A 26,145-nucleotide genomic window follows, 5' to 3' on the forward strand; every position below is an offset into this window, starting at 1 on the left:
ATGAAAACGATTTTAAAAATCCTCGAAAACACCTACCAGTCCGTAGTGAGTTATCACAATTCACACTCGGCGGAGCGGGTCAGTTTTCTGACCGGCTCCCTGGTTAAAGGCAAAGATCGACAAATGATTCTGGTCAGTGGAGAACCCATCTTCCTGGCGGAAGATTGCTACGAAACTACTACGCGGAGTTATCTCCGCCTGTATCCCGACGTGGCAGCGCCGCTGATGCAACATTTTGTGGAAGGCTTTGATCCGGTGTTGATCAACATTCATCATCACCCGTTTTCTGAAAGCGGCACCGGTTTCTCTGCGGTGGATGATGAAGACGATATTCGCATGGACAAAGTCTTACGCTCCATCCGCGATGAAATGGGGCTGCCGTTTATCAATGTGTCCATGGTTTTGGATCAAAACAGTTTTGATGCGCGCATCACTGATACCAGTTCTACTCAGGTTTTCACATCCATCGATCAGGTTCAATGTATCGGCAGCGACCGCTTTCATATTCGCTACCCCAACAGTGTTCAACCCCAGCAATTGTTAACGGATGAGATAAGCTGCAGGCAGAACTTCATCGATCCACCAATTCAACATTGGCTGAAGCATGCGCATATCGGTATTTGTGGAGCCGGCGGCACCGGCAGTATCACTGCCGAGGCACTGCTACGCTATAACTGCGGTCACATTACCATTGTGGATGACGACGTGGTTGAAACCTCCAACCTGAATCGATTACAAGGTGTCGGCTATCAGGATGTGGGGCAACACAAAGTCAAAGCCTTGCGTCGCCATTTAAAACGGTTATCACCGAAAACCCACTTAACCACTGTTCATTCAGCGATTCATGAGCAAAAAGCATTTGATGCGTTAATGCAGTGTGATGTGGTGTTCAGTACCGTGGATAACGCCTATGCCCGAGCGGCCCTGAACCAACTCTCGGTACAGGGCATGATTCCTTTATTCGATGTGGGTGTGGAAGTAGCCCTGGAACCCACCAATTTTCTGTATCGGGTGTTCAATGTTTTACCAGGGGCATCGGCCTGCATGATGTGCAGTCAGTTCGAGATGGTGGACATGAACCAGGTCAATCGGGCGTCTTTGAGTGCCGAGCTGGAAGCGGAATATCGCGCCCGAGGTTATATCACCGGAGTGGAGCAAGCAAAAGCAGCTTCGGTGTACGGCTTGAACCTGATGGCGGTGGGCGCAATGATGACAGATTTTCTGAATTATCTTTGCGGCTTTCGTGACATGACCGTGCTGCGATATTCCAACTTTCAGGAGCGTCGATTGGAGACCACCGAACAACAGGATTATCCTGCCAACAAACCGGCAGCAGATTGCCCGGTTTGTTCCAGCTATCTGGGACGCGGTTATGATCTGCCCACACCCTATTTAAACAAGACTGAGCATCAGCAAAAAAGCGTCCAGCAACTGTTTTTGGAAAACAGCAATATCTTCTCTTGAGGAGTGTGTTTATGACCGTTGATCGTGAAGAGTTTCTCGAGGAGTGGGCCACTACCGGTGAGTTTCGAGACTTCGATGTTTTTGAATTTACCGTAAGTCACGCCCGCCCGCTTTTATTCAGCGAAATCAACCTCAGCTGGCAAGGCGAGGGCGCACTTTATCCTGTCAATCTGTACAAGGATGGTGAACCCTTGTTAATGGATCAGCCCAGTACCGGCAGTTACAGGCTGGCAGTGGACAGCCCTGAGAGTTTTCAATTACAGGCTGAATTCGGTGACATCATCAAGGAGTGTCTGGTGACACCACGGGTGGAGCAACCGGTTATTCAAGGCTTTAACGTCAAACCAGAGGTCTTTGTCAACGAAGACATCGCCGTAAAATATAAGGTAAAACATGCCGAACGAGTGGAGATTTGCTGTCGCGGAATGGATTCGGATTATGAAAATACTATTATTCAGGACGGCACGGCAAAAAACACGCTGTATTTTAAGGTGCCTGGCCCGGGAGCGTATTCTATAAACCTGGTGGTTCTGGGTGAACACGCGATTATCAGTGAACAGGCAATCACAACGGCAACCATCTCTTTCGTGGCGAAGTACCATATGCCGGTTATCCAACAGTTTGTTGCTGACAAATCAAAAGCAGTGCTGGGAAAACCCATCTCCATTCGCTGGCAAACAGCCCATGCAACACAAATCTGGTTTGAAGATTCGAACGGCGAGCGAATTCCCGTGCCCGCAGCGGGAACGCTCTCAGTCAATTCAGCGGCAACCATCGGTCCAAGCCGACACCGCTTAGTGGCTGAAAATATTATCGGTGAACAGACCGTTGCAACAGTTGCGGTCAAATGGATCCAGCCGCCACCCCGACTCAACCTCGCGGTTTCCGCAACGACTATCGGCAAGGGTGAGGTCATTCAACTTAGTTGGCGTGCTGAAAATGTGCGGGAGTATTGGTTGGAGTGTCACAATCAGCGTCATCAATTAAAACTCATGGTCAAGGAAAACTCCGGTAGTTTGGAACATCGTCCGCTGTTTGACTGTGATTATTATTTGATAGCTGTCAATTTCGCCGGGGAAGTCATCAGACGTAAATTAACAGTAACAGTACAAGAATTACCACGAGGAATAGAATTCGATCGAGAACTAGAATCTTTATCAAAGGATATAACGGACAGGTATTCAAGATTATCGGAAAAACAGACTTTTACATAAGATATTACAAGAGGATATCAAAAGCACAGATTTCCACTATCAACTAAATCATCAATAAATTCGTAAATCAGAAAATCGAGCTAGAGACGGTGGGTGAGAGCGGTCAGGAAGGATGTCATGCTGGAAAAAACCTGAAATGTATGGACTATGATATCATCGTGCAATCCATTATCGAAAAGCTAAAGAAAGAAGAATCCGCTAAAGATAACTTGGCACGTGAATTGAAAAATGACGAGTAACACGACAGCTTTTCCAAAAAAACTGGAATCCAAAAAAGGCAATATTTGAATTCGATCCACGTCTGCTCGCCGCGTAACATCCCTGCTTTAATTTGGACTCCATGTAGTATCTAAATATTGAAGAGGTCAAGGTCGAGGCAAGGGAAACATAAACAATGAATTAATGTCATTCAAAGCTTCGAGATGATTTTTGACAATACGATGTTTCCTGAAGTCCTAGATGGTGAATGAGTATTGTATTTGTTGATACAAAATTATAGGATAAAATTGAATGAATAGTTACATGGTATGTTCTGAAAAATCAGATGAGCACACATCGTTTTTCAAACCAAAAGTCGAAAGGATGGTATCGGTATGGATACTACCTGTTCAATTCATTTGCTAGTAACGGAACTTGAGGCGGCATCTGGATATAATTACACTTATCTTGTATGTCGAGGTGTTGATGGTGAAGATAAAGTAATTTTGCTTGGCTTGAGTTTAAAACGAAGAAGCAGTGAAACACGCGCCCTGCGCGGGGTAATGGCCCCTCCATTGGAGGCCGCTTGTATAACAAGTGTGGTTGATTTCGTTGCCGAATACTGTTTGTATAGGGGTGGGATTAAAGAATATCTGCGCAGAGTTGCTGCTGCCGTCAAAGCGCTTCAATTTATTAATTCTCAGAACTTGAGCCATCGTTCTTACTCTCGATTTTCTGATTCGCCCAATTCCATAGCAACGACGCTGGTAGTAGCTATGGGGTTGGAATATCCGGAAGCAGCAACGCACTTCTGGAGTCCCGGCTATGAAAGAGTAATTCTGCCAAGAAATTGGCAATCCTTTAATTTCTATGATTTAGAGATATGCGTACCCTCTTTCGCTTATCAGGTGGGTGTTCCGGAAAATACAGAAGAGTACCGAGTAGTTGATTCATCTTTTGATAAATTGAACCAGGAACTCAAAGATTTTCAATTTGATGGTTTAGCAACGAATACGCTCAAGTTGGTAACGGGGCTAGAGATTGATCTTCTGTAGTTTTGTAGTCAAAACTGACCTGCCTATGCCCACAATTTTCACGCTGCATTCAGGCAATGCCTTGGATGCCTCTGTCGCTATTTATTATGAAGTGCCTTCAGCCGAGCTTCTGGGAGCGGAACCGGTTGACAATGAGGAAATGGAGAACGTTGAGATTCTAACGCTTTCGGCGGCCCAACTGCTGGGTGAAAGTTGACAGGTTGCTTTGGGACGGGTACTGGAAGCTGTGTCTGTTATTTTGCATGAATTACTTGATGCGATGCTTTGAGTGAAGTGGCTTGCCTGTAGCGGGGATTACCTGAGCTACAAAAAAATTCATGGGGTTTGGTCGAACAATTAGTAATTTTGAGAGGCGTCTTTTGATCGGAGATTTGCTAGTAAGGCAAAACGGCAGTTTGTTCATCTATGAACTATAGCTTGGCTGTCTTAGTAATATCCCACCGTGTCGAAGTAGTTTACTTTCAGTTATCGTTGATTTGACAGAAGTCGCAATTGAGGTGACGGGAAGGGCTCAACAAGGAAGCGAAATCAAACAAAGCATCCTTGATATTAGCAGATGGTGGCCATAATAGTTATTCAGCTTAGTTTTAGTGACTATTTTTTACACCAGAATAGTTCTCTTATCTTCCCAGCTGATGTACGTAATGCAGCGAAAATATGCTGAAGAAATCCTCTCGGTCTCTGAGATACGGCGTTTTGATTAGCAATATATTTATCCAATGCCTGCTTATCGCTTGCTTGTACCCGTTTAATTACTGCTTCACAGAACGGCTTCTGGCAAACCTATGAGCGAAGTCGTTAACCACTCCAATGGACAGAAGTTGTTCGAAGACTTCGACGGAACCACTACTTCTCAAACAAACCAAACAATATAGCTCCCACAGTGTTGAGCGGATAAATAGTGTATGTATGCACGAAATGGCACATATTGTATTGGGACATCGAGTGCACGATGTGACGATTTCAGAAGCAGGTCATTTGGTTCCCGGGAATTTCAGCAAAGATCAGGAAGATTAAGCAGATTGGCTCGCTGGCGCGCTTTTGCTTCCTCGACCTGCACTATTAGATGTTAGACGCAGAGCATTGTCGGACGATCAGATAAAAGAAGAATACTTGGTAGGTTTTGAGATGATTAGGTGGCGATTTCGTGTGACTGGAGTTGACTACCAATTATCAAATAGACGGTACTAGTCTAAACTAAAATAAGACCAACCAGACCATCAGATTGCGTATATCGAAAACCGTTATTTATTAACTATTTGATATTTCGGATTACTTTATATAAGTGTGATTATTTTTTGTAATAGATGTAGTGCATACTTTGTTTATGCAGCATGAAAGTATGATACTTTTGTTGAGATGCATAAATTGGCAATTAATAAATTCAAAGAGTTACGATTACCAAAGTATGATACTTTTTTGTAAATCTACACCCGGGATTCAGATACTCCTGATGCACTGTGCCCGCGCCCGGGTCGCTTAGCAAAGCATTGTACAGACTGTTCAGCTGATCCAGGTCGCCGTCCTGCTCCAGGACCTGCTCAATCGCCTGGTAATACCAGGCTTTAATATCGGCAACGGGGTTGTTGCTGTGCTCCAATGTTAAGCTGGAGAGCACAGCCGGAATGCGCACACGGGATTGCTCTGCCGATTGCAAAGTCAGGCCTGCGGCCCGTGTGCCGTAACGATGGTAGTACACCCAAACCTCGCCGTTCTTGTCCTTATAGAGCTGATCCTTGTTTGCCGCCATCTTGTTGAGCGCATATTCCATTAATACCTTGCCCCGGTAAGGGGAATATTGGTGATGGTTATGAGGCAGTCTTTTTGCCAGGTAAAAGACCCCAAGTTCGTACAAAGCCGGTGCGTATCCCGCTTTTGCCGCATGGGTCAGCCATTGAAAACCAACCTCTTGGCCAACTGGATCCGCCGCCGTACGGTTCATTGCCAGGGCAGCGCGCAGTTGGGCTGGGGGGTAGCCCTGTTCCGCAGATTGTCGCAGTAGCGTCTGGAACCGCTTTGCATTGTCCACGTTGTAGTACACCGGTTCGGTCAGTGTTAACGCGAGATGATACATGGCTTCGGCATCACCATTGACTGCCTCGGCTTCCAACTCCTTGCGCGTACCACCGTATTCCGCCGCATGCTGCAAAGCCTGTCCCAGGCTTTGCGATAACCCGGCAATATCGTTTAAACGTTTGCCTTGTGCCCTGGCCGTGTCCGACGCACGTTGCAAATACTGACTGGCTTTTTGTATGTCTACTTCCACGCCGTCATTGCCATTGGTATAAAGATAGGCGAGCGTATAAAAACCGTTGAAGTCGCCCAAGGTTCCAGCACGTTCCAGATAATAAAGATACTCTTCCTGTAACCCTGGATCTTCCTGCATGCCTTTTCTGAAGTGTTGATGAAGCATTTGACTTGCTTCCCGGTTTCCATTCTTGGCGGCGTTCTTTAACCACTCCAAGCCGCGCTTTTGGCCGTTTTCATTCTGCAGCAATCGACGGCCTATTAAATACTGTGCGCCGCCCTCATTGGCAAAGCCGGAGGCAGCTTGGCTGGTTATCATTTGAAAATGCGTGTTCCATAGGTTCTGCTGCTGATAGTGCTCTGGCAAGTAATCAGAGTAGAAGCGAAGATCACCCGAGGATTCCCGGGTAATCTTTTGATATAAACCATTACTTTGATCACGCCAATGGTGCGAACGCTCTACGTCACGCTTACCCAGGATGCCGATCCCCATGTATTCCTCGGCCAGGGCGCGCTGGGCCAGTATGGAACCATTGTGTGCTGCGTTGAGCAGCATGGCTTCCCCTTGTACCGGATCATCCTGATTCAGCAACCAATAACCATAGTGATATTGCGCGTCCACTTGTCCCAGGTTGGCAAACTCGGCCATCCGCTGCATGTCTTGTATGGGAGCGTTGGGTTTTGGGTAGAAAAGCTTGTACCGAGCATCCAGATGACCCTGCGAAGCGGCCAGCTCCAGCCATTGTTGCCGGTGTTCCGCGTAATCGGTTTGGTAGAGAAAGAATGCGATATCTGCGTCGCCCCACCTGGCCGCCTGGTGACGGTACTCCAAGGCTTTTATCGAATTGGCGTTGGGTCCTTCGCGGTAGTGGTTGGAAAGGCACTGTGCTCCCCAGGACAGCCTAAAATCATAGGCCGCCTCACACACGTTGACCGGGGCAACGGCGTACAATGCTGTCGCCACGCTGCCATAGGCGATAAAGACGGCTTTTTCCCGTGCTTGCGAGCGGCCTAACCAATACCACAGCAAGCCAATTACGAGTGCGGTCAACAGGCCCAAGCCCACCAGAAAACCGGGCAAAATCTCGTTCTGAACGGCTTCCCAGCTGCGGGAGAATCCGGCGCCCAATACAGAAGCGAACAGGAGTACGCCGAGGGAAAAAACCATCGGCAGCATGCCTGCGGTAAAGACGATCTTTGCGGGTTTTCTGAATGCGGGGATAAACGCTGCCGTAAAGCCACTGACAAACAGCAGCCAGATGAGAACGTGTAAACCACTGTCTATTTCAAATATTCGGCCGAACAGCTCGTTGAAAGCCTGCATGTTGTCTCCACACATTTGAGCCCATGCCCGGGTGCTCTTGAACAGTATAGCCGGCGAACCGCGCTCAGAGTCGATGGCTTGAGCCCGCAAAGCGGGGCCTTGGTCCGTGGCGATTCATCCTTGTTGTCCTTGATGATTGTGGCTATGGTGGACACCGGGGTATTGTAGCACCGGGAATAACAACGCTGGCGGCTGGAACTGGAAATGTGTGAACCATTTAAAACGTGGCTGTGGGGTCTGCTGGGGATGGTTCTGTTATGGCCGGTGGCGCTGTTTGCCAAGACCCTGACGATCCCGGAGGGGGCCACGGTGGGCCTGGTGCTGAGCGGTGGCGGTGCCCGCGGTCTGGCCCATGTGGGTGTGCTGCGGGTGCTGGAGGCCCAGGGTATCCAGGCCCAAATCGTCACCGGTACCAGCATGGGTTCCATCGTCGGTGCGCTCTATGCCAGTGGCCGCTCTGCCGATGAAATCGACCATATAGCCCGTACCATGGATTGGCATCAGGCCCTGAGCGACGCTTCCCCCCGGCGTGATCAGCCCTATCCTTTCCGCCGGTTGGAATCCGGCATGAGTACCGATTTCAGGATGTCGGTGACCAAAGACGGCATCGCCATTCCCAAAGGGGCGATTCAGGGGCAACATCTCGAACTCACCCTGGGTGAGCTGTTCTCCAAAGACAATGTACCGCTGCAGTTCTCTGACTTGCCCCGCAGTTTTGCCGCGGTGGCGGCGGATCTGGAAACCGGTGAAGCGGTGATCATGAACAGCGGTGACCTGGCGTCGGCGGTGCGGGCCAGTATGTCCATCCCCGGGGCCATTGAGCCGGTGGAGCGCGATGGCAAAATGCTGGTGGACGGTGGCATCGCCAATAACATGCCCATTGATCTGGCCCGTAAAATGGGGGCGGATTTCATCATCGCGGTGGATGTCTCGTCGCCCCTGAAATCACGGGATGAGCTGAGTTCGATTTTCGGGGTGGCGGCCCAGATCACCGCGTTTCTGGTGCGGGTGAACACGGTGGAGCAACGGGCCAATCTGCAAGCCGGGGAAATTCTGATCCTGCCGGCGCTGGACGGCTTCGGTTCGGCGGATTTTGACCTGGCGGCGCCCATCATCGATTCGGGTCTGCAGGCGGCGCTGGATTATTTTGAACTGGACGTCACCGAGATTCCCGGCCTGCAGACCCTTGATGACAGCATCGAGTCCGGGCGCCCGGTGATCGAGTTTATACGCATCGAAAACACCAGTGTGGTGGCCGATGCGGTCTTGGCGGCACAGATCCGGCAACCTCTGGGACAGCCGTTTGACCGCCAGCAGATGGATCGGGACCTGTCGCGTCTGTACGGCTTGGATTTTTTCAAGGTGGTGCGTTACACCCTGGTGGAGGAAGACGGCCAAACCGGTCTGGTGGTCTCTGGAGTGGGGCGTGAAACCGGCAACAGCTGGTTGAAACTGGGGTTGGAATTATCCGACGATTTTGAAGGCAATGGGGTGTTCGGGCTGGCGGCCAGCCTGCGCATAGCCGGTTTGAACCAATACGGCGGTACCGCGTTCGCGCGCGCGGAATTGGGGTCGTCACCGGAATTCGAGTTACGCTTTTTGCAGCCGATCACCGCGGATCTGGCGTATTTCATTGAGCCTTCCGTGGGATACAACGCCGACAGCCTGGATATTTATATGGAGGATATCCAGGATCGGCCGGTGTCGGAATATCAGAAACAGGATATCTGGGCGACCTTGGCCGTGGGGCGCTCGATCTGGAGTGGTGCCGGTGAGGTTCGGGTCGGCGTGACCCAGGAACAGGGTGAACTGAGTTTCCGCGGTGGTTTGGATCTTGAGCAATATGGTTTGGAACTGGACGACTACAAGGATGGTTTTTACTTTGGCCAGATAGGATGGGATACCCTGGACGACCTGGGCTTTCCCACCTCAGGTTACCGCTGGGATGTGAAGAGTGAGCGCCACGAGCAAACGCTGAATGCGGCTGATAATTTCTCCCGCATGGAAGTGGAGGGCACGTTACCGATTACGCTGGGGCGGAATACCCTGCTGCTGGAAGCGGATGCGGAAGTCAGTGACAGTGATGAAGCGGAGTTTGTGGATATCCCCTTCATCGGCGGATTTCTGGAGCTGTCGGGCCTGCCGCCCCGTTCCCGCTTCGGTCGTCACCGGGTGTTGGTGCGCAGTGTATTCTATCGACAGTTGAACAAGAACGGCCCGTTGCCGTTCGGGGTACCCCTGTATTTTGGCATGTCACTGGAACGCGGCAATGTCTGGCTGCAACGGGATAACATCAGTTGGGACAATGCCATCGGTGCCGGCAGTGTGTTTCTGGGTGCCAGAACCCCCCTCGGGCCCGCCTACCTGAGTTATGGCCGCACCGACGAAGGGGATCATTCCTACGCTATTTTCCTTGGCCAACGCTTTCGCTGAGCCGGCGGCCTCGCTGCGATCAGTTGTAGATGTGGTGAATGCCTTTGGCCGGTTCGCTCAGGCCTTCCCGGTTGAGTTGCTCCAGAATCCGATCCAGGGTTTTGGAAATCAGGGCCGCATTTTTGATTTGTGCCAGCTTGGGCCAGGTGGAACGCATGCCGATGTCCACCAGGTTTTCAATTTCCCCTTCCTTGAATTCGAATACTGTCTGCCGCCATTTGAAATCCTGTTTGCGCAACAGGATGTTGATGTCCCCCAGGTAATTCTGTTCCAGCATGCGTACGGTGTAAGCAATCTGCGCGGCAATGCGACTGCCCATTTCACCGCGACGATCAAAGAAGCGCTCGGAATTGGCCAGGGTTTCATTCAGCACTTTGATGAAGGCTTCGGACAGGGTGTGACGGAAGCCCTTGGTGTGGCGGGTGGTGACGTCCTCAACAAAGGGCACCACCATCGGGTTGATCAGGCTGACGATAAAATGGTTCACACCATAAATCCGGCTCAGGCGTTTGGCCGGTAAATCCCCGGACACGGACCCATCCACCCAGCGGCGGCGAGCCAGGTAAGGCCGCGGTTTGCCATCAAAGCCTTTGGCATACAGCCGCTCGGAAGGCATCAGGCCGGGAATGCTGGAGGAGGCGGAGACGGCGGAACGGATATAAACGTTGGGGGAGGTGATGGCATTCATCAGGCGGGAAGACTGGTGTTTTTCTGCCGGAGAAATGGAAATGTTGATGTAGCGACCGGTGAGTTCGAAGGCTTCCTGAAAGGTAAGGTCCAGGGGCACGATTTCGTCCAGGGTCCGCTCCCGGGCGGCCTTGGCATCCTCATCGGAAACACGGCCCATGAATACGTCCATGAGGCGGGTCTTCTTGGTTTCCTCGTAGTGCTTGTCGGTGAAAAACCCCTGCTTCAGCTCGGCATCGGTTTTGGTGCCCAGCAGGGCGGAGACGATGGAGCCGGCACTGGCGCCGGACACCACGTTAGGCAGCAGGTCGTGATCGATGAGTTCCTGCACCACGCCGTGATGGAAATAAATCAGGCCGGCACCGCCGCTGAGCAACAGGGCGCTGCGTCCGTAACAGTGGCTGGCACGGCGGAAAAAATCCACTTTTTCCGGGTAGGAAATAATGTCTTCCGGGCTGCGATGGATGAACTCCAGCGCCTGGGCAATGGTGGCCACGTAACTGTCGATCAGGTGCTTGGTACCGGCCTTGGCGCGGGAATACAGAATGGGTCGACCCATGCCGCCCATGTTACCGTGCACCCCTTCGTTCAGTGCGTAAAGCAATTCCTGGTGGGCGCCGGCGTTGAGCAGGTCTTTCAGTTTGTCGTGACGGGAACGGATCGCTGCATAATCGTACAGGTTGGAACGCTCTGCATCCCGCCATTGTTCAGCACCGGACAGCATGTCGTGCTCCCGGGCCAGGGCATACCAATCGTCGTAGTTGTGCACGGAGTCCATGCGTTTTTCTAACTGGCGTAAATTGGATTTGCTGGCAGACAGCACGGGGGGCAGGGAAAGCGATTGCATAGGGACAGCCTCAATGATTCACATACTGTTAGACCCCCAACCGCTTTGTTATTGTTATTATTTTGGAATCTGCGGCGCGGCGGACGGCTAATGCTTCTATTGGGCACTCAACACTGTTTAAAACTCTATACCCCAGTCTGGCGGTTTGCAACGTGTAAATGGAAAATGAGCAATCACACTACAGGTGTCATGTGTTTCCTAAAAAGAAAGAATGGCAGACATTTATAACAAAAAGTTATAAGAATTTCTTGAGAAATCATTGCAGGATTTAGAGTCAGTGTAAAGTCTCTTAATAAATTCTAGCTGCGTATTACTTAATTATTAGTATTTGAATATGTCGAGTTCTACTAATCCAAAGAGAAAAAGTATATGGACGATGGGTCAGGCATAGCACCACCTCATATCGAAGGCTACGAAATACTGGAAGAACTTGGGCAGGGTGGAATGGCTGAGGTTTATCTCGCGGAACAAAAGGGATTTGGCAGGACAGTGGCCCTAAAAGTGGTTCGACTCTCAAAATACACTCAAGTAGATCAGAAGGAGCTTTGTTTGAGATTTGAGCGAGAAGCAAAAATAGTTGGAAAGTTCCATCATCCAAATATTGTCACCGTATATGATGTGGGGACCATGGGAAACTTCCTGTATATGTCAATGGAGCTTCTGAAAGGAGGAGAATTGACGACTAAAATTAAAAGCGGGAGAGTAAGTGCACTAGAAGCCTGCAACATTGTAAGGAGTATGTGTGAGGCACTTAGCGCTGTGCATGCTAAGAAACTGATACACAGGGATATCAAACCACACAATATACTTTTTCGAGACGACGCAACACCTGTCCTGACTGACTTTGGAATTGCTCGGAGCGTAATGAACAGCGGTGATGCGACTGGTCTTGAAGACATACCTGATTTAACGGAAGTATCGATGATTATCGGCTCGAAGAGGTACATGAGCCCTGAGCAATCCATAGCTGCACCACTGGACTACCGAAGTGACATCTTCAGCTTGGGAGTGGTGTTCCAAGAAATGTTAACAGGAGAAAGGCCCGTAAATTTTCATGACCCTGCTTCCGTAAGTAATCCATCAAACAACACAGTTGCCTGGCCGCAGGAAGCCCTTATATTCAAACCATTGGTTACTAAGATGGTTGAGATGAATAAGGAAAATAGATATCAATCAATAGATGATGTGATTGAAGCTATGGATACCTTGGATAATAAATTTGTAAATGAGTCTGCTCCACTACGCATTTCTAGAATTTACCTTTTTATTCCTTTGCTATTCCTAATCTCAGTGGCAATATGGATCCTCTCTCCATTTACGACTAATTATGAACTGACGGCTCTCGATCCAAATAATCGCCTAATTGATAAATCATCGTTATCCATTTATTTGGTCGAAGGCCTTGAGAAGATTCGTTCATTCAAATCACTACCTGTGGGAGAGCATAAGATAGCCCTAAAAGTTTCTGGATATCGAACAAAAGTTATAGCGATTGATTTTCCCTTGGAAAGAAATACGACCATAAATCTAACGCCAGTTTCCAGCCCCTCGGTCGAAGAATTTTACACTTTTCAGGATTTGCTCGAAAAAGGCCCAGCAAATTCAGCATCAGCGAAAGAATTCACGGAACGTTATGGGGGTTCTGTGCTGTCAGATTTGGTCGATATTTGGTCAGGCGAGAATGCAGTACTGCTTAATGAATTATCAGTAGCCGCAAAGTTGAATGATCCGTCGGCCCAACTAGCATTGAGTGAACTATATGATCGCGGATGGTATGTACCTAAGAACTCAGACCTTGCACAAAACTTGTCAAAAGCAGCTGCAGAACAAGGTTATGCGTTCGCCCAGTTTCAGTACGCTTTAATTCTCATGTCACAAATGAAATATACAAAGGATGAAGAGGAATTTATAAGACTACTGGAACAAGCAGCCGAGCAAGATTTTTTCCTCGCAGAATTACTACTAGGTATGATTTATGCTAACCGAGAGTACAGGTCCTATGATCCAGAACAGGCTCATCGGTATTTGCGTAGAGCTGCAAATAAGGGGGATCGTGTTGCACTGTACGAGCTAGCTCAGATGATAGAGGAAGAAAATCCTGAAGAAGCAAAGATTTATCGAGAGCGTGCAATACGTCTTGGATTTAAAGTTAATCAAGATTTTTAGTAAGTATTCTTAGTCGAATTCACCTAAGCAAGATCAGTATCGTGTTCATTTTCAATTGTGCGATCGACGGTGGTGGCACTACATTGGGGCAAATGAAGAATGAACGGTCAAAAATACAAACGTGATATTTGGGAATATTTCGAAACGCTTGGATTGATGTTGGTCCTGGTGTTAATTGCTACGCAGGTTGTAGCACAACCAACAGTAAGAAAATCTGATCGATATCAGCGAAACTTCGAAGAGTTGATGAAAGATCCGGCAAACCCTGAGCGATCTTTTCAGTTTGCAAAGGTAGCCCTTGAAGAAGGGGATCTGAATGGGGCTATTTCTTCATTCGAACGAATACTCCAAATCAATCCTAGATTGGACAATATCAAACTCGAACTTGGCGTATTGTATCTACGGGTAGGCTCAACAGTTCTGGCTACTCAGTATCTAAAGGAGGCTATTGATTCTCCTGATATACCCAATGACGTGAGAAACAGAGCTAAGCGCCTTTACAACATCGCCTCTGATGCAAGTTCGCCCCACACGTTCTCCGTCAGAATTGGCTTGGGTGCACACCATGACAGTAACGCCAATGCGGCTCCCAGTTCGCGTGTCGTTTTGGTAGGTGGTCAAACAGGGCTCTTGGACGAGAACGATACTGGACAATCTGATGTATCCGCATCGATACAAGCGTCTCTTCAGTATCTGTACTCATTTGGTAATCAAGAGGGCGATCACCTCGAAGTAAATCTCATGGAGTACAGCAGACGCTATGACGACCTTGATGAAATAAACGTGGATGCATTGCGCTTTGATATCGGACCACGCTTTTACTTGGGGCCGTTGATCTCTGCTAAAACTTCTTTCCGGCCTTACCTTGCGGGTTCCCTTACCTATCTGGACAGCGAGAAATACCAAACCAACGGTCAGCTTGGAGTAGACACATCATACTTCTTCGATGAGTTCTTCAAAACGACTGTCAAATTAGTCTATGACGAGCAGAGCTTTTACAACAGCGATGATCGTCCATATTCGGATCAGCGCGATGGTAATGGTTTCTCTCTGGATGCGAATATTGACTACGACTTTACCCCAACATTTTCTGGCTTTTTGGGGATTGGTGCGTCCAGTCGGGATGCTGAGGTGAAATACGAATCAAGATCTCTCCAGAACCTACTGGCGGGTGTTTCCTACAGCTTCAAACCTCCGTTTCAGCTCCCTTACCGATGGAGTACATCACTCACAGCGGTTCTAACCGAAGTGGATTACGACGCACCGGATCCAGCGGTTTCACAAGATGAAACCAGGGAAGATTCCAGGGATGACATCTATTGGCGAACCACCATGGTATTTACTCAACGCTACTATTCCACCATCGAAGTATTCAAGACCAAGAATGACTCCACCTTGCCAAATTACGAGTATGACAATCTGGGTATGAACCTGGTGTTTTGGATTGCCATGTAGACAGCTAAGATCAAGAGGAACTGGTTATGACCAAACACACAATCTATTTTCGCACTCTGATATTCGGATTAATGTTTTATGCATCCACCTCGATCGCTGTGGTGGACAACAGAGCCAGTGTTTTGCTGTTTACGCCGGGTGGTGAAAAGCCTGTTACCCGCGTTAGCTATGCAGAACTGTTTAAATCACCCACCTTGCGGACCAAAGCCGATGAAATATTGGAAGTGATTCTGCCAACGGGAGCAGTTATCACTGTAGGCAAGAATTCTGAGATTCGATTGGAAGCCTATCAGGATGCGCTAGCGACGGGTGATCCGGTGAACATAACTCTGACTTCAGGCTCTTTGCGAGTGGTAAGTGGCTTCGCGCAACGTGATATAAAAATCAACTACAAGGGCAACAGCTTCTTACTCCAGTCTGGTGAAGCCATGCTTCAGGAGGAACCAGATTCCAGAATTACCGCCATGCTGGTCTACGGTCAAAGCTTGGCGATTACCAATGGGCAGGAAGTAACCCGAATTGTGAAACCGGGATTTTCTGTGTCGCTTGACGTCGTTGCAGGACAGGCATCTTCACCTAAAGTGGCAGATTCTGGGACAAATGGGACTTTGCTCGGTTCGCTTCATACGGGTTCCTTTGATCAAGAAGAAGACGAGATGGAAGATGGATGTGATGGTTGTTTGGAACAGGATAGTGGTGAGTCTGGGGGGAATTTAACGAGTCTGCTTGCCGATGCGAATGAGGCGACTGGTGTTGTAAATACTAACAATAATTCAATTTTGATTTCCTTAAACGGGCAGGGGTTTGGTCCTGGTGAAACTCTCAGTTCGTCTGAAACAACTTCAGGTAATAGCTTGTCCCAATCTTCATCGGACTTAATCACAATTAGCCAAATAATGGAGCTGAAGAAACCAATTGGTGAGCTGAGCAATGACGTCGAAACTGGTATGGCTATCAATTTAGAGGATTTAGTTAGAGTTCGCTCACCTGGTCGAACTACTAATAGTTTATATACATTTCAAGAGAATGGTTCACATAATATAGAGAATGGGAAGCCAAAAAACCTGTCTTCAGCTTCCGATTCTGAGGAAGCAATATATAGTGAAAACATCGTATATTCTATCGTGAAGGAAGAAAGCGGCCCATATTTCTACGTAATTCTAAGTGCTCGTGAAGTTGCTTATGATGATCATTTGATAGAGAAAATATTCTGGCCAAGTAGTTCAGTTGGGTTGGCAATGGATGGAGCGGCAATCATTCCCCTCAGCTTTTCTGAATTTCCGCTTACTGGAAATGTGTTTACCAAAAGCAATGAACATTACTCAAATTCTTATGAAGAATTCGGTGGCCCATACCTTCAGAATTCGAATGTTAGTTTTCTAATGTCTGGGTTTTCATTTCCCTATGAAAATCCTTCACCAGACGAACCAATATTCAATGAAAACAACCTAATGTATAGGTCGCCTGACAATTTTTTAATGTTTCAAGCTCAGGATGAGAGCTCTCCAGAGAATAAATATTATTTTGCTGCAGGTGACGTTGATTCAAGACTTGAAGAAAATTGGGGTCCAGAGTTCTCTATCGATCAATTCACGATAACTAGTGGCTTGGTGCCATGTTTAAGTGGCAGTCAATGCGACCATAGCCCATCGGAAACTGTGCAAACAAATATTCGCTCATTTGGCAGAACAGATACTGCACTGGGAATGGAATTGATTGACTCAGGTCTTCTAGTGGTTAACTCAGAATCAGCTAATTATGGTGACAATTCCAGGGTATTCCACGTAGATTTTGGTTTGGAAGGTGAGAGTAGCAATCAGATATCTACCATTTCAACCACAGTGGGTAGCTTGACATATACCACTATTGATGGCTCTGTCGAAGCGATCCTTGACGCAGATACTGTCGGATCCTCCATGGAACAGGGTAATATCGTTGGCTTCTACAGTCCGTTAACCAGCACTGCAGCGGGGGGAGGGAATCCACTATTCTTTAACGGTACTGAACAAACACATCTAGGGTATGCAGAATACCTTGCTTTAGAGAACTATGACCCGGATCAAGAACAAATTTATGGAGGTTATGAGACTGTCGTTGGTGATAGTTACAATCAAGATAGCATTGTGAATTACGCTTATTTCCGCCTTGCTACAGCCACAGAAACAACAACAGTTGAGTTAGGCCGATCAGATGGAAGTTTATCTGGTTGGGTTGGTGGCTTGAGCTTTGTAGAGACCAGTAATGGCGACATTAGCTTGGTGCAGATTGACTATAAAAGAAACTCCAACAATCTCACGTCCCTACAATGGAACCGAGAAAGTAACACTGTAGAAGCAATCATTGAGTTGAATGATCGTGACACTATACCGCTTGGTGGTTTGGTCGATGCAACTGCAAGTAGCGCTTATATCGATGATGACCATTTTGCGGCAAGTTATTCGACCTCGCAAGGTTCAACTGAAAAGGGAACGAACCTATCATTGGTGAGTGGAAACGCTGTTCGGGATGGCCTGCCTGAATTTGCAAGCGAGTTATTCACGGATATTGATGGGAAAGAATACGAACATATCAAATGGGGATTCTTCTTCGGCGATATTAACTATAACGGCTCGACTCGCGAGCACCTGCATTTGAATACCTGGGTAGCAGGAATCCGTAGTGAAACCGGTTTATCTGGTGATGTCATCGTTGAAGGTCATGCCATTGGCAACGTATATAATAATGGAAGCACATACTTGGCAGTGGGCACTTATACGAATACGTGGAACTTCCAAAATCGCAGCGGAGAAGTTGATTTCCACTTTGATGGGTTGGACTACGAAGGTCAGGCTAAACTAAATAAGAGCAACAATATTGATTTTACTGGCTTGATAACATCAGATGACCGTGTGGGAGAGATGGTTGGTAATTTCGTCGATTCCTCAACATCAGCATCTGTACCTGTAGGAGAAGTAGGTCGATTTTCTATCTCCGAGCGCCCGGATTCAAATGATGTTTACCGTGCATCCGGTACCTTTTCGGGAAAGACAAAGTAAGAATAACTTTGGTTGATTAGGACCATGCTCATACCAGCGAAAATCCAGGCCTTTCGACCCACAGCTCATTTGATGATTGGCCTTATTTTCGGGCACTGGATATTGGCATGGTCTGCCTTAGCAGATTCGTTGCCCGGGCTCGAAGAGGCTAAAAAAGCTCGGGTATTTGCTCAGCAAGGCAAATATGATTTGGCAATTGAGCACAGTTCCTCAGCCTTGGCAAAGATGCGCAAGGCTGAATACCCTAATAATTCAGTAATTGCATATGTGCTTAATGATCTGTCTAAATTTCACTACCAGAGTCGAGAATTATCTGAGGCGCTCAAGTATTCAGCCCTGGCTTTATTAGAACTGGATACCATAAGCAGTGGAGCGGCAGATGTAACTCAACAAAAAGCCTATATTCTCTCAGATCGGTCCGTAATTTTATTGGCGTCAGGGAAGCTAAAGGACGCTGAAAAGGCGGCAACTGATGCGCTCAGATACTTCAATAGTCAACAAGTTAATAAGCAACAGATTCTGGTACTAAACAGCACACTGGCCCAAATCTATGCTGACAAAGGTGAATATGAAAAAGCGATAGAATATCTACAATCCTCTATAAAGGAGCAAGGTAAATCAGATTTGCGAGAGGCATATTCTCTAACACTCAGGTTGGCAAGGCTTAATCTATACGCAGAAAAAACCAAAACAGCTGAAAGCCTGATAAATGATGCGAACATATTTGCTCAACGATTTAAGGGGTTAAGCCGATCGGAAATAGATGATTTGAGTTTCACAGAATCCCTCCTGCTAATTAATCAATCGAACTTACCCACCGCAGCAGATAAGCTCAAGAATCTCCTAGGCAGTACTGACTCAGGTACCGAATTTTATCCACAAATTCTTTATCAACTGGCGAAGGTTAATCTTCTCCAAGGAAAATTGATTGAAGCAGAATCGCTGTTAATTCAGTCACTGTCCGCCACTAGAAAGAGGGTAGGAACAGGGCACGTAAGTACTGCACTAATTCTGCACGCATTAGCCATTATAAAGAGCAATTTGGGGCAATATCAGGAGTCGTTCGAATATTATGAGCGGGTGATCGATATTTTTTCTGAGCCTGGCAAAGCGACGGAATCCAGGCTTGCTGCGACGCAACTGGAATACAGCCTAGCATTAACCAAGAAGAATAGGGTGAGTGAAGCGGAGCAGATGGCCTCCAGTGCTCTCTCATATTTCAAGTCTCAACCTGATGTAGGTATTCAGCTTGGCTATGCCTATTCAGCAATGGGGTTTGTGCTGTTCGCCAGAAAGAAATATGAACCATCAGGGGAGAGTTTCAAAAATGCAATTGCTGAAATGGAAAAGGCAGCAGGAAGACATTCCATTGATTTGGCGCCTGGTTTAATCAAATTGTCTCAAATAGCAATTATCGAGAATGATTTTGAAAAGGCTAATGACTACATCAATCGCGCAATAACAATATTGAAACAGAATGAAGCAGAAACGCCATATGGTCTTATTCAGGCACTTTCCGTAAAAGCGGATGTTGAATATAAATCGGGCGATTATGTACGTGCCAGAGTAATTGCGGACGAATATTTGGCGCTTCTCCAAAAGCGCATTGAATTCTCGCAGTATTCGTTATATCGAAAAGCTCTGTTTGAGCAGGGTGAACTCAAGCATCATTTTTTCCAATACTTGCTCTTTGGAATTGACGAATGTTGTGCCAATAAAAGTAAAGTACAAGACAATAAGCTGTTTGTAGCTTTTCAATACCCCCAAATGACATCTACGGCAGCATCAGTTGCCAAGATGGCGGCTAGTTTTGCTTCTGGTGACGATATGCTGGCAAAGCTGCTATTAAAGCGCGAAGAGCTATTCAATTTATCATTGCAATCAGAGTCACAGATCGTATCTAGCGCAGTAGGCCTTCATCCAACAGAAACCAGTTCCGCAATGTCAGTTGATTTACTCCGTAAAGTAGAATTTGAGATCCAGACTATCGACGAACAGATCCAGTCTGATTTTCCCGATTTTAAACAGTTGGTACGGCCCGATGCTGTAGAACTGGATTCTATACAGCCACTGCTAAAGGATGGCGAAGCATTATTTTCCCATGTTACGCACGGCAAAGGGACATATCTACTTTTTGTCACCAACAACACGTTCAGTATAAAGCGCTCGACACTTACATCAAAACAGCTTGAAGCATTGGTGCGGAACATAAGACAGACGCTGGATTTAGGTAGAGTCAGTGGCAGTGTGCAAAGTCTGCCTGCATTTGATGTGGAATCCTCGCATTTTCTTTATCAGAAACTATTGGAGCCATTTGCTGAAGAGATAGTTCAAACTAAACATCTTATTGTGGTTCCAGATGAGGCAATGCAAAACCTCCCATTCTCTGTATTGGTAATGAAACCGCCCGCTAAACCCATCGTTAATATCCGTGATCATAGGAATATAGACTTCCTGGGTTTGAATCTGGCGACTTCCGTTTTGCCATCTATTGGTAGTTTAAAGTATCTACGATCAGTATCTAAATCATCTAAAGCCAGCCAACCTTTTATAGGCTTTGGTGATCCGTTATTGGGCGACGTTAAGAAAGTCGAAAAGAGTACAACCGAACTCACACGTGACTTATCCAGTTCAAAACGCTCAAAAGCTATCAGATCACTATTTACGCGGTTACCAGAAACCAAATCAGAGCTGATATCTCTGGCCAAAAGTTCTGGAGCAAGTGAAAGCAATGTCTATCTTTCCACAGACGCTACCGAAACCAAGCTTAAGCAGATGGACCTTGATCAATATAGAGTCCTTGCTTTCGCAACCCATGGATTATTAGCTGGAGAGCTTCCCGGTCTGGTGGAACCGTCTCTTGTGATGACCCCCCCGGTTGAAGCTACAGATCTAGATGACGGTCTGCTCACTGCAAGTGAAATTGCTAGGCTAAAGTTGGATGCAGATTGGGTGATTTTATCTGCGTGTAATACCGCTAGTTCTTCAGGAAATCCGGGCGCAGAAGGGCTATCTGGTTTAGCGAAGGCGTTTTTTCATGCGGGGTCCAGGTCAATGATGGTGAGTCACTGGGCAATTGATTCGGAAGCTTCCGTTTATTTATCCACACACACACTAAGGACAGATGACAGAAAGAAAGGTGGGTACTCGAAAGCGGAATCACTTCGCAAATCTATGTTGAAACTTTTTTATGAAGAAGACCATTTTTCGCATCCGGCTTTTTGGGCGCCGTTTGTGATTGTGGGCGATGGCATTTAAAAATAGTTACCAAGCAATTTGTCGATTAATGATAACGAAGTCCATTCATTTAGGACGAGGTGTATACTATGAAAAGCTTGTCAACCGACTATAAGGCCCTTATTTCAACAGTAGGGCAGCCAGCGTTTAAAATGGCACTTGGATATGTTCAAAGTATCATTGAAGATTTAATTGATAAAACAAATTATGACCATGCTAGTAAAGCAGCATTTAAGGAACTTCTTAGGTTGGCAATAGAAGTAGTTCAACTTTCTTTCAATCAGAGCATGTCGTTGAATGAGCAGGCGGAGTACCTTGCGAAACTGATCGCTCATAAAGTTGGTTTAGCCGGATCTTTAATGTCGATAAAACAACTGGAATGCATCAGTGCTGTTGTTTTGCTTGTTTTCGAGGGGATTGAATCCGGTAAAGATGTTGCGAAAGTGGGTGCGGTAGCTGCAGTCCCTGTTATTGGAACAACTGCTGCCAGTGTGATTGTTATAAATGCAGTTTATAAATTTTCTGTCTCAGCTATAGACACGTATGGTAAATGTGCCCCGCTGGTATCTTACGAAGAGAAGATCAATATAATAATACGAAAGGGAAATGTAACAAAATCGGATCTATCTGATATAAAAAGTGCCCTTAGAAATGACATTTCTGTGATTTCTCTTGATATATCTCAGCCCAGTTCACAGATCTATTTAAATGCCTAAATAGGCTGCAGAGATTTTGCCATATTGGCAGTAGTTCTTCCTCGTCATTATTGTGTGTACATAGAAATCCATATGGCGACTAAGAACGAACAATCTAAGAGCTAGTGTAGTACCAAAATGCAATAAGTGTTTATTGGGAAATCAACTGTTTCCTGATGCATAGGTGAGTTTTACTACTTTCCAATCCATGCTATCAATTTTAGTGATTTCTTTCGCAGTCGGAGTCCCATTTACATCCAAGACTACTTGCTTTAACTCTGGAACCAGATTTGGCCATGGCAAATGTCGTTGTTGAATACTGGTTGCGCTAAAACTACCATCTTTGTTTGCTATCTTCGCGGTTGAGTTGGCCATTGTCGATTGACCGACCAGACCAATTCTATATTTTACACCAGAATTTATTTTCCACGCAGATACTCTTTCATAGTCGTTTCCCCAGAACCATGCATTTAGTTGTGACTCCAAGTATTCCCATGTCCATTTTTTCTTGTATTTTGTGTAGGTTGCATCATTGTAGATTTTTCCTTCAGGGCAGATCAATGGCACAAAAAAGCAGTTTCCCCACAGTTGACTACCTTCATTCCATTTTGCTGCTGCATCGTGTGACATTACTTCTCTGCCTGGATTGGTTGAGTAACATCTAAAAATGATTTCAGTTCCTACAGAAACATAAGTTTGTGGTTTACGTGCGAAGCCTTCAGCTTCCCATCTTGGTAGTGGGGGCAGCGTGCTCATTTCATTTTATCCTCCATATTTGCTTGGATTGATATTTCTACCATCAACCAAAATAACTACTTAATCACAACCTCAAGCCTTCTGTTCAACCAATGCATAAGTTCAGTATCTCCGCTGTAAAGCAACTCATCCTCGCCGGCTCCTTTAATCTGCATCTTATTTGCTAGTTCCGGATTGATCCGTTCCAATTCACGATATACTTGCTGTGCTCTGCGTTTTGATAGATTCAGATTGTATTCACCTTCGCCCCTGCTATCGGTGTGGCCTACAAGAATGAATTTTTTGTTTCTGAATTTGGGATCAGCCAGCGTGTTTGCCAGTGTGAGCAAAGCTGCTTGGGAATCTGGATCAATCTTTGCGCTATCAAACTCAAAATGTATGCTGATATCCACAGAGGACTCTGGCAAGTCAATTGTTTTGGGGGATGCGGCTGCTTCGGCGGGCCTGATTGTTAGTAGCTTTATATTAGAGCTGAATGTGGATAATCCACTGCTCCTTAATATAAAGTCTTTGCTTGTGGCACTGTCTCTCAACTCCTTATCCAGTGTTGCTGTTTTTTCGTTAAGAATGTAGGGAGGGTTTGGGTGAAGCTTCAATGCTTTTTTCAAGATCGATAGAGCCTCTATCTTATAGCCCTTCTCCAGTAGAACATCCGCATAGTGTTCAAGAGCGACAGATTGGTCTTCGTTCCTTGTTGCTATTGACTGTGCTTTATCAAATGCATCCAGAGCTTTGTCGTAGTTATCCTGGCCTTCTTCGTCAGGTAGCCCTCTACCTTGGTGTGAATAAATTAATCCAAGATTGCTATAGGAGTAATAATCCTGGCATTTCTCTGCTAATGCAGAGTAGTTATCTATTTCATCAATTCGAACTTTGTCATTGTTCTTAATTAGATCAGTTGGGCAATCATTGGTGCTTGCATTGCCGGTTGTAGCGATACTTAAGCCCACTAAAAAAAGAAGATACTTAGATTTTTGCATGCGCATGAATCCTTTCCGGGTCAAACATATCATGTATGGGTTAATACGATTTTCTGTAAGCACTTTGAGCGCCACAAGCTTCAAAGGCATTAAATACTTTTGCTGACTTTGCTAACGGCCCTGCGGATAACCCAGGTTACACGCCATTTTGGTTAAAGTTTATTCATTACAGGTCGCGCTAGATTTCACACGCGGGTCGCTAATATGTAAAAGCAATTGACGGGCCAGGTTGCCAGAGAGTTCTGCTTGGTGATCCTGAAATAGCTAATAAGTGCATAGATTGTCACTCCATACAGTATTTCATGGGGTTATTATTCATACAGGTTTGGTTCACGTTCATAGCGGCCTCGATCAATCCTTCTTTTCTATGGTACTGGTGGTTAAAGAAACACTTAGACCGGTAAACATGGTAAAAAAATACCAATTCCGTTATGTTGGCACACATTGTGGACCTCTCGACCCTGCTCTCCGCTGAGCCTGCTATATACTGAATAAATGGTTGTAATAACTGCAGAATGCCTATGACGACTTTGCGATTGACTGTTACCAGCGCCCCTGCGGGCAGTCCCCTGGCGGGACAGCACTTGGATATCGGTGTGACCGGTGCCTCACTTGGGCGGGGCGCCACCAATCAGTGTGTGCTGCCGGACAACGAGCGCATCGTATCCTCCAAGCACGCCAGCATTGCCCATGAGCTGGGTGCCTTTGTGCTCACCGATCACAGCACCAATGGCACCTTTGTGAACGACAACCCCACGCCCCTGGGGCCCAGCAACACGGTGTCGTTGAAGGACGGCGACAGCATTGCCATGGGTAAGTACTTGTTTACCGTGAAGCACGTGCAGGCATCGGCCCCGGTGTCACCTGCGGCCCCCAGTGGTGACAGCTTTCTGGATGATCTCGGGGTAACACCACCACCGACACCAGCGTCATCTGCCAAGCCGCCTTCCTCTTCATCCTCCTCTTCACCCTCTACGCCGCAGGCTTCCAAGCCGTCAGCCGCTGGGTCGTCAGGGCTGGATGACCTGGACCGCTGGCTGGAACCCCAGGCCGCCGCCGCTCCGTCCACACCCAACTGGGGTGCCTCCAACGTGGTGCAGGCGGACTCCAATTTTGATGAAGAGAACGATCCGTTGGCGGCCATCGACCAGGCCCGTCGTGCCGAAGAGCCCTTTGGTGGCTCGTTTCTGGATGACGTGCCGGCTGCCGACGAAGATGATCCTGACTGGTGGAAGGGGAGCCAGAAGGACAATGTGGACCCGATGAACCAGGCTTTCAACGCCCCCAAGCCGGCCGTTGCCCCGGACTTCAGCGCGGAGCCTACGCCGGTACCGGAACCTGTGGCGGCACCGACGCCGGCGCTCCCGGTAGCGGACGAGCCGGCGGTGGCGGATGCGGATGATCTGGATGCATTATTGGGCCTGGACAGTGCCCCTGCGGATGACATGCCAGCTCCGGCTGACGTACCCACTTCTGACATGCCACTTCCAGATACCCTATCGGTGGGTCTGCCCCCGCTTGACGAGGCGTCTCTCGATATACCGGCCTCTGAAGTGCCAATGCCGATTACACCGGAATTGACGGAGCCACCTCCGGCGAGATTTGAGCCGGAGTCCACCCCGGCGCCGGTGGAGCCCGCGCTGCAATCCGAGCCTGCTTCTTACCCGGAATCCCCCAAGTCAGCCGCACCCAAGCCTGCACCGCAGATGACACAGGCTGCAGCCGGCGCGGGTGCTGATTTAGCCGCACAACTGGCGCAACTGCTGGAGCTGGGGAATCTGGACCAGAACCAACTGGACGCGCTGACCCCGGAAGTGGTGGAAGTCCTCAAGGTCACCATCAATCATTTATTGGAACTGTTGCGGGCCCGCAGCAGTATCAAGAATGAGCTGCGCCTGGATCGCACCATGATCCAGCCGGTGGAGAACAACCCCCTGAAATTCGCCCTCACCGAGCGGGATGCCCTGCGCTATCTGTTTGGCGAACATTCCGGGGCTTATATGTCCGGCAGCAAGGCCGTCGCGGAAGCATTCAATGATGTGGCCAATCACCAGATGGCCCTGCTGGCGGGTATGCGCAGCGCTTACGAGAAAATGCTGGCTAAATTTTCACCAGAGGCGCTGGAGACCCGATTTGGGGAAGGCGCCTCAAAAGGCCTGTTGGGCAGTAAAAAAGCCCGCCTGTGGGATGCCTATGCGGAATACTTTGATAAACTTCAACAAGATCCGGAAACCAGCTTCAATCGCCTGTTTGGCGAGGAGTTTGCAAGTGCGTACGAAACGCAAGTGGATGACATCAAATCCAGTAAGCGGGAGCGCTGAGGACTTGTTGACGCTTGCCACCATTCACCTT

At 47.6% G+C, this 26,145-nt stretch carries 15 protein-coding genes; 11 read left to right on the plus strand and 4 right to left on the minus strand.

From position 1 onward, the window contains the following. From D9N14_RS01050 to D9N14_RS01065, 4 genes are all read left to right on the plus strand, one after another. Window positions 1-1,464 (plus strand): HesA/MoeB/ThiF family protein, encoded by a 1,464-nt coding sequence (locus D9N14_RS01050; protein WP_290575916.1) that lies wholly within the window; start codon window positions 1-3, stop codon window positions 1,462-1,464. An 11-nt stretch (window positions 1,465-1,475) separates the two neighbouring features. Next, window positions 1,476-2,678, plus strand: a complete 1,203-nt coding sequence (locus D9N14_RS01055; protein WP_290575918.1) for a hypothetical protein — start codon at window positions 1,476-1,478, stop codon at window positions 2,676-2,678. A gap of 593 nt (window positions 2,679-3,271) precedes the next feature. Beyond that, entirely contained in the window at window positions 3,272-3,931 is a 660-nt protein-coding gene (locus D9N14_RS01060) for a hypothetical protein (protein ID WP_290575920.1), read from the plus strand. A 25-nt stretch (window positions 3,932-3,956) separates the two neighbouring features. After that, entirely contained in the window at window positions 3,957-4,127 is a 171-nt protein-coding gene (locus D9N14_RS01065) for a hypothetical protein (protein ID WP_290575922.1), read from the plus strand. Between the two features lie 1,188 nt (window positions 4,128-5,315). On the opposite strand, the gene D9N14_RS01070 is transcribed toward D9N14_RS01065, so the two are convergent. After that, window positions 5,316-7,502: a hypothetical protein gene (locus D9N14_RS01070; protein ID WP_290575924.1), complete on the minus strand. Its 2,187-nt coding sequence runs from the start codon at window positions 7,500-7,502 to the stop codon at window positions 5,316-5,318. Between the two features lie 204 nt (window positions 7,503-7,706). On the opposite strand from D9N14_RS01070, the gene D9N14_RS01075 reads away from it, so the two are divergent. Then, complete coding sequence (locus D9N14_RS01075; protein WP_290575926.1) at window positions 7,707-9,935, plus strand: patatin-like phospholipase family protein; 2,229 nt, start codon at window positions 7,707-7,709, stop codon at window positions 9,933-9,935. Window positions 9,936-9,954: 19 nt separating this feature from the next. On the opposite strand, the gene D9N14_RS01080 is transcribed toward D9N14_RS01075, so the two are convergent. After that, window positions 9,955-11,469, minus strand: a complete 1,515-nt coding sequence (locus tag D9N14_RS01080) for a patatin-like phospholipase family protein (RefSeq protein ID WP_290575928.1) — start codon at window positions 11,467-11,469, stop codon at window positions 9,955-9,957. A gap of 369 nt (window positions 11,470-11,838) precedes the next feature. On the opposite strand from D9N14_RS01080, the gene D9N14_RS01085 reads away from it, so the two are divergent. From D9N14_RS01085 to D9N14_RS01105, 5 genes are all read left to right on the plus strand, one after another. Beyond that, a complete protein-coding gene (locus D9N14_RS01085; protein ID WP_290575930.1) occupies window positions 11,839-13,635 on the plus strand; it encodes a serine/threonine-protein kinase in 1,797 nt (598 codons plus the stop codon). Window positions 13,636-13,734: 99 nt separating this feature from the next. Then, the gene (locus tag D9N14_RS01090; RefSeq protein ID WP_290575932.1) at window positions 13,735-15,090 is read left to right on the plus strand and encodes a hypothetical protein; all 1,356 of its coding nucleotides are present in this window, start codon (window positions 13,735-13,737) and stop codon (window positions 15,088-15,090) included. 26 nt (window positions 15,091-15,116) lie between these two features. After that, window positions 15,117-18,125, plus strand: coding sequence for a hypothetical protein (locus D9N14_RS01095; RefSeq protein ID WP_290575934.1), 3,009 nt, complete (start codon window positions 15,117-15,119; stop codon window positions 18,123-18,125). Between the two features lie 24 nt (window positions 18,126-18,149). After that, window positions 18,150-21,383, plus strand: coding sequence for a CHAT domain-containing protein (locus D9N14_RS01100; protein WP_290575937.1), 3,234 nt, complete (start codon window positions 18,150-18,152; stop codon window positions 21,381-21,383). Window positions 21,384-21,451: 68 nt separating this feature from the next. Next, the gene (locus D9N14_RS01105) at window positions 21,452-22,078 is read left to right on the plus strand and encodes a hypothetical protein (RefSeq protein WP_290575939.1); all 627 of its coding nucleotides are present in this window, start codon (window positions 21,452-21,454) and stop codon (window positions 22,076-22,078) included. Window positions 22,079-22,219: 141 nt separating this feature from the next. On the opposite strand, the gene D9N14_RS01110 is transcribed toward D9N14_RS01105, so the two are convergent. Together D9N14_RS01110 and D9N14_RS01115 are read right to left on the minus strand one after the other, a co-directional pair. Continuing rightward, the gene (locus tag D9N14_RS01110) at window positions 22,220-22,813 is read right to left on the minus strand and encodes a hypothetical protein (RefSeq protein WP_290575941.1); all 594 of its coding nucleotides are present in this window, start codon (window positions 22,811-22,813) and stop codon (window positions 22,220-22,222) included. A 56-nt stretch (window positions 22,814-22,869) separates the two neighbouring features. Next, window positions 22,870-23,793: an OmpA family protein gene (locus D9N14_RS01115; RefSeq protein ID WP_290575943.1), complete on the minus strand. Its 924-nt coding sequence runs from the start codon at window positions 23,791-23,793 to the stop codon at window positions 22,870-22,872. Between the two features lie 521 nt (window positions 23,794-24,314). Between D9N14_RS01115 and tagH the strand changes: the two genes are divergently transcribed. Further along, window positions 24,315-26,114: a type VI secretion system-associated FHA domain protein TagH gene (tagH, locus tag D9N14_RS01120; RefSeq protein ID WP_290575945.1), complete on the plus strand. Its 1,800-nt coding sequence runs from the start codon at window positions 24,315-24,317 to the stop codon at window positions 26,112-26,114. Window positions 26,115-26,145: the final 31 nt, after the last annotated feature.

It is taken from the genome of Ketobacter sp., assembly GCF_003671495.1.
Lineage (GTDB): Bacteria > Pseudomonadota > Gammaproteobacteria > Pseudomonadales > Ketobacteraceae > Ketobacter.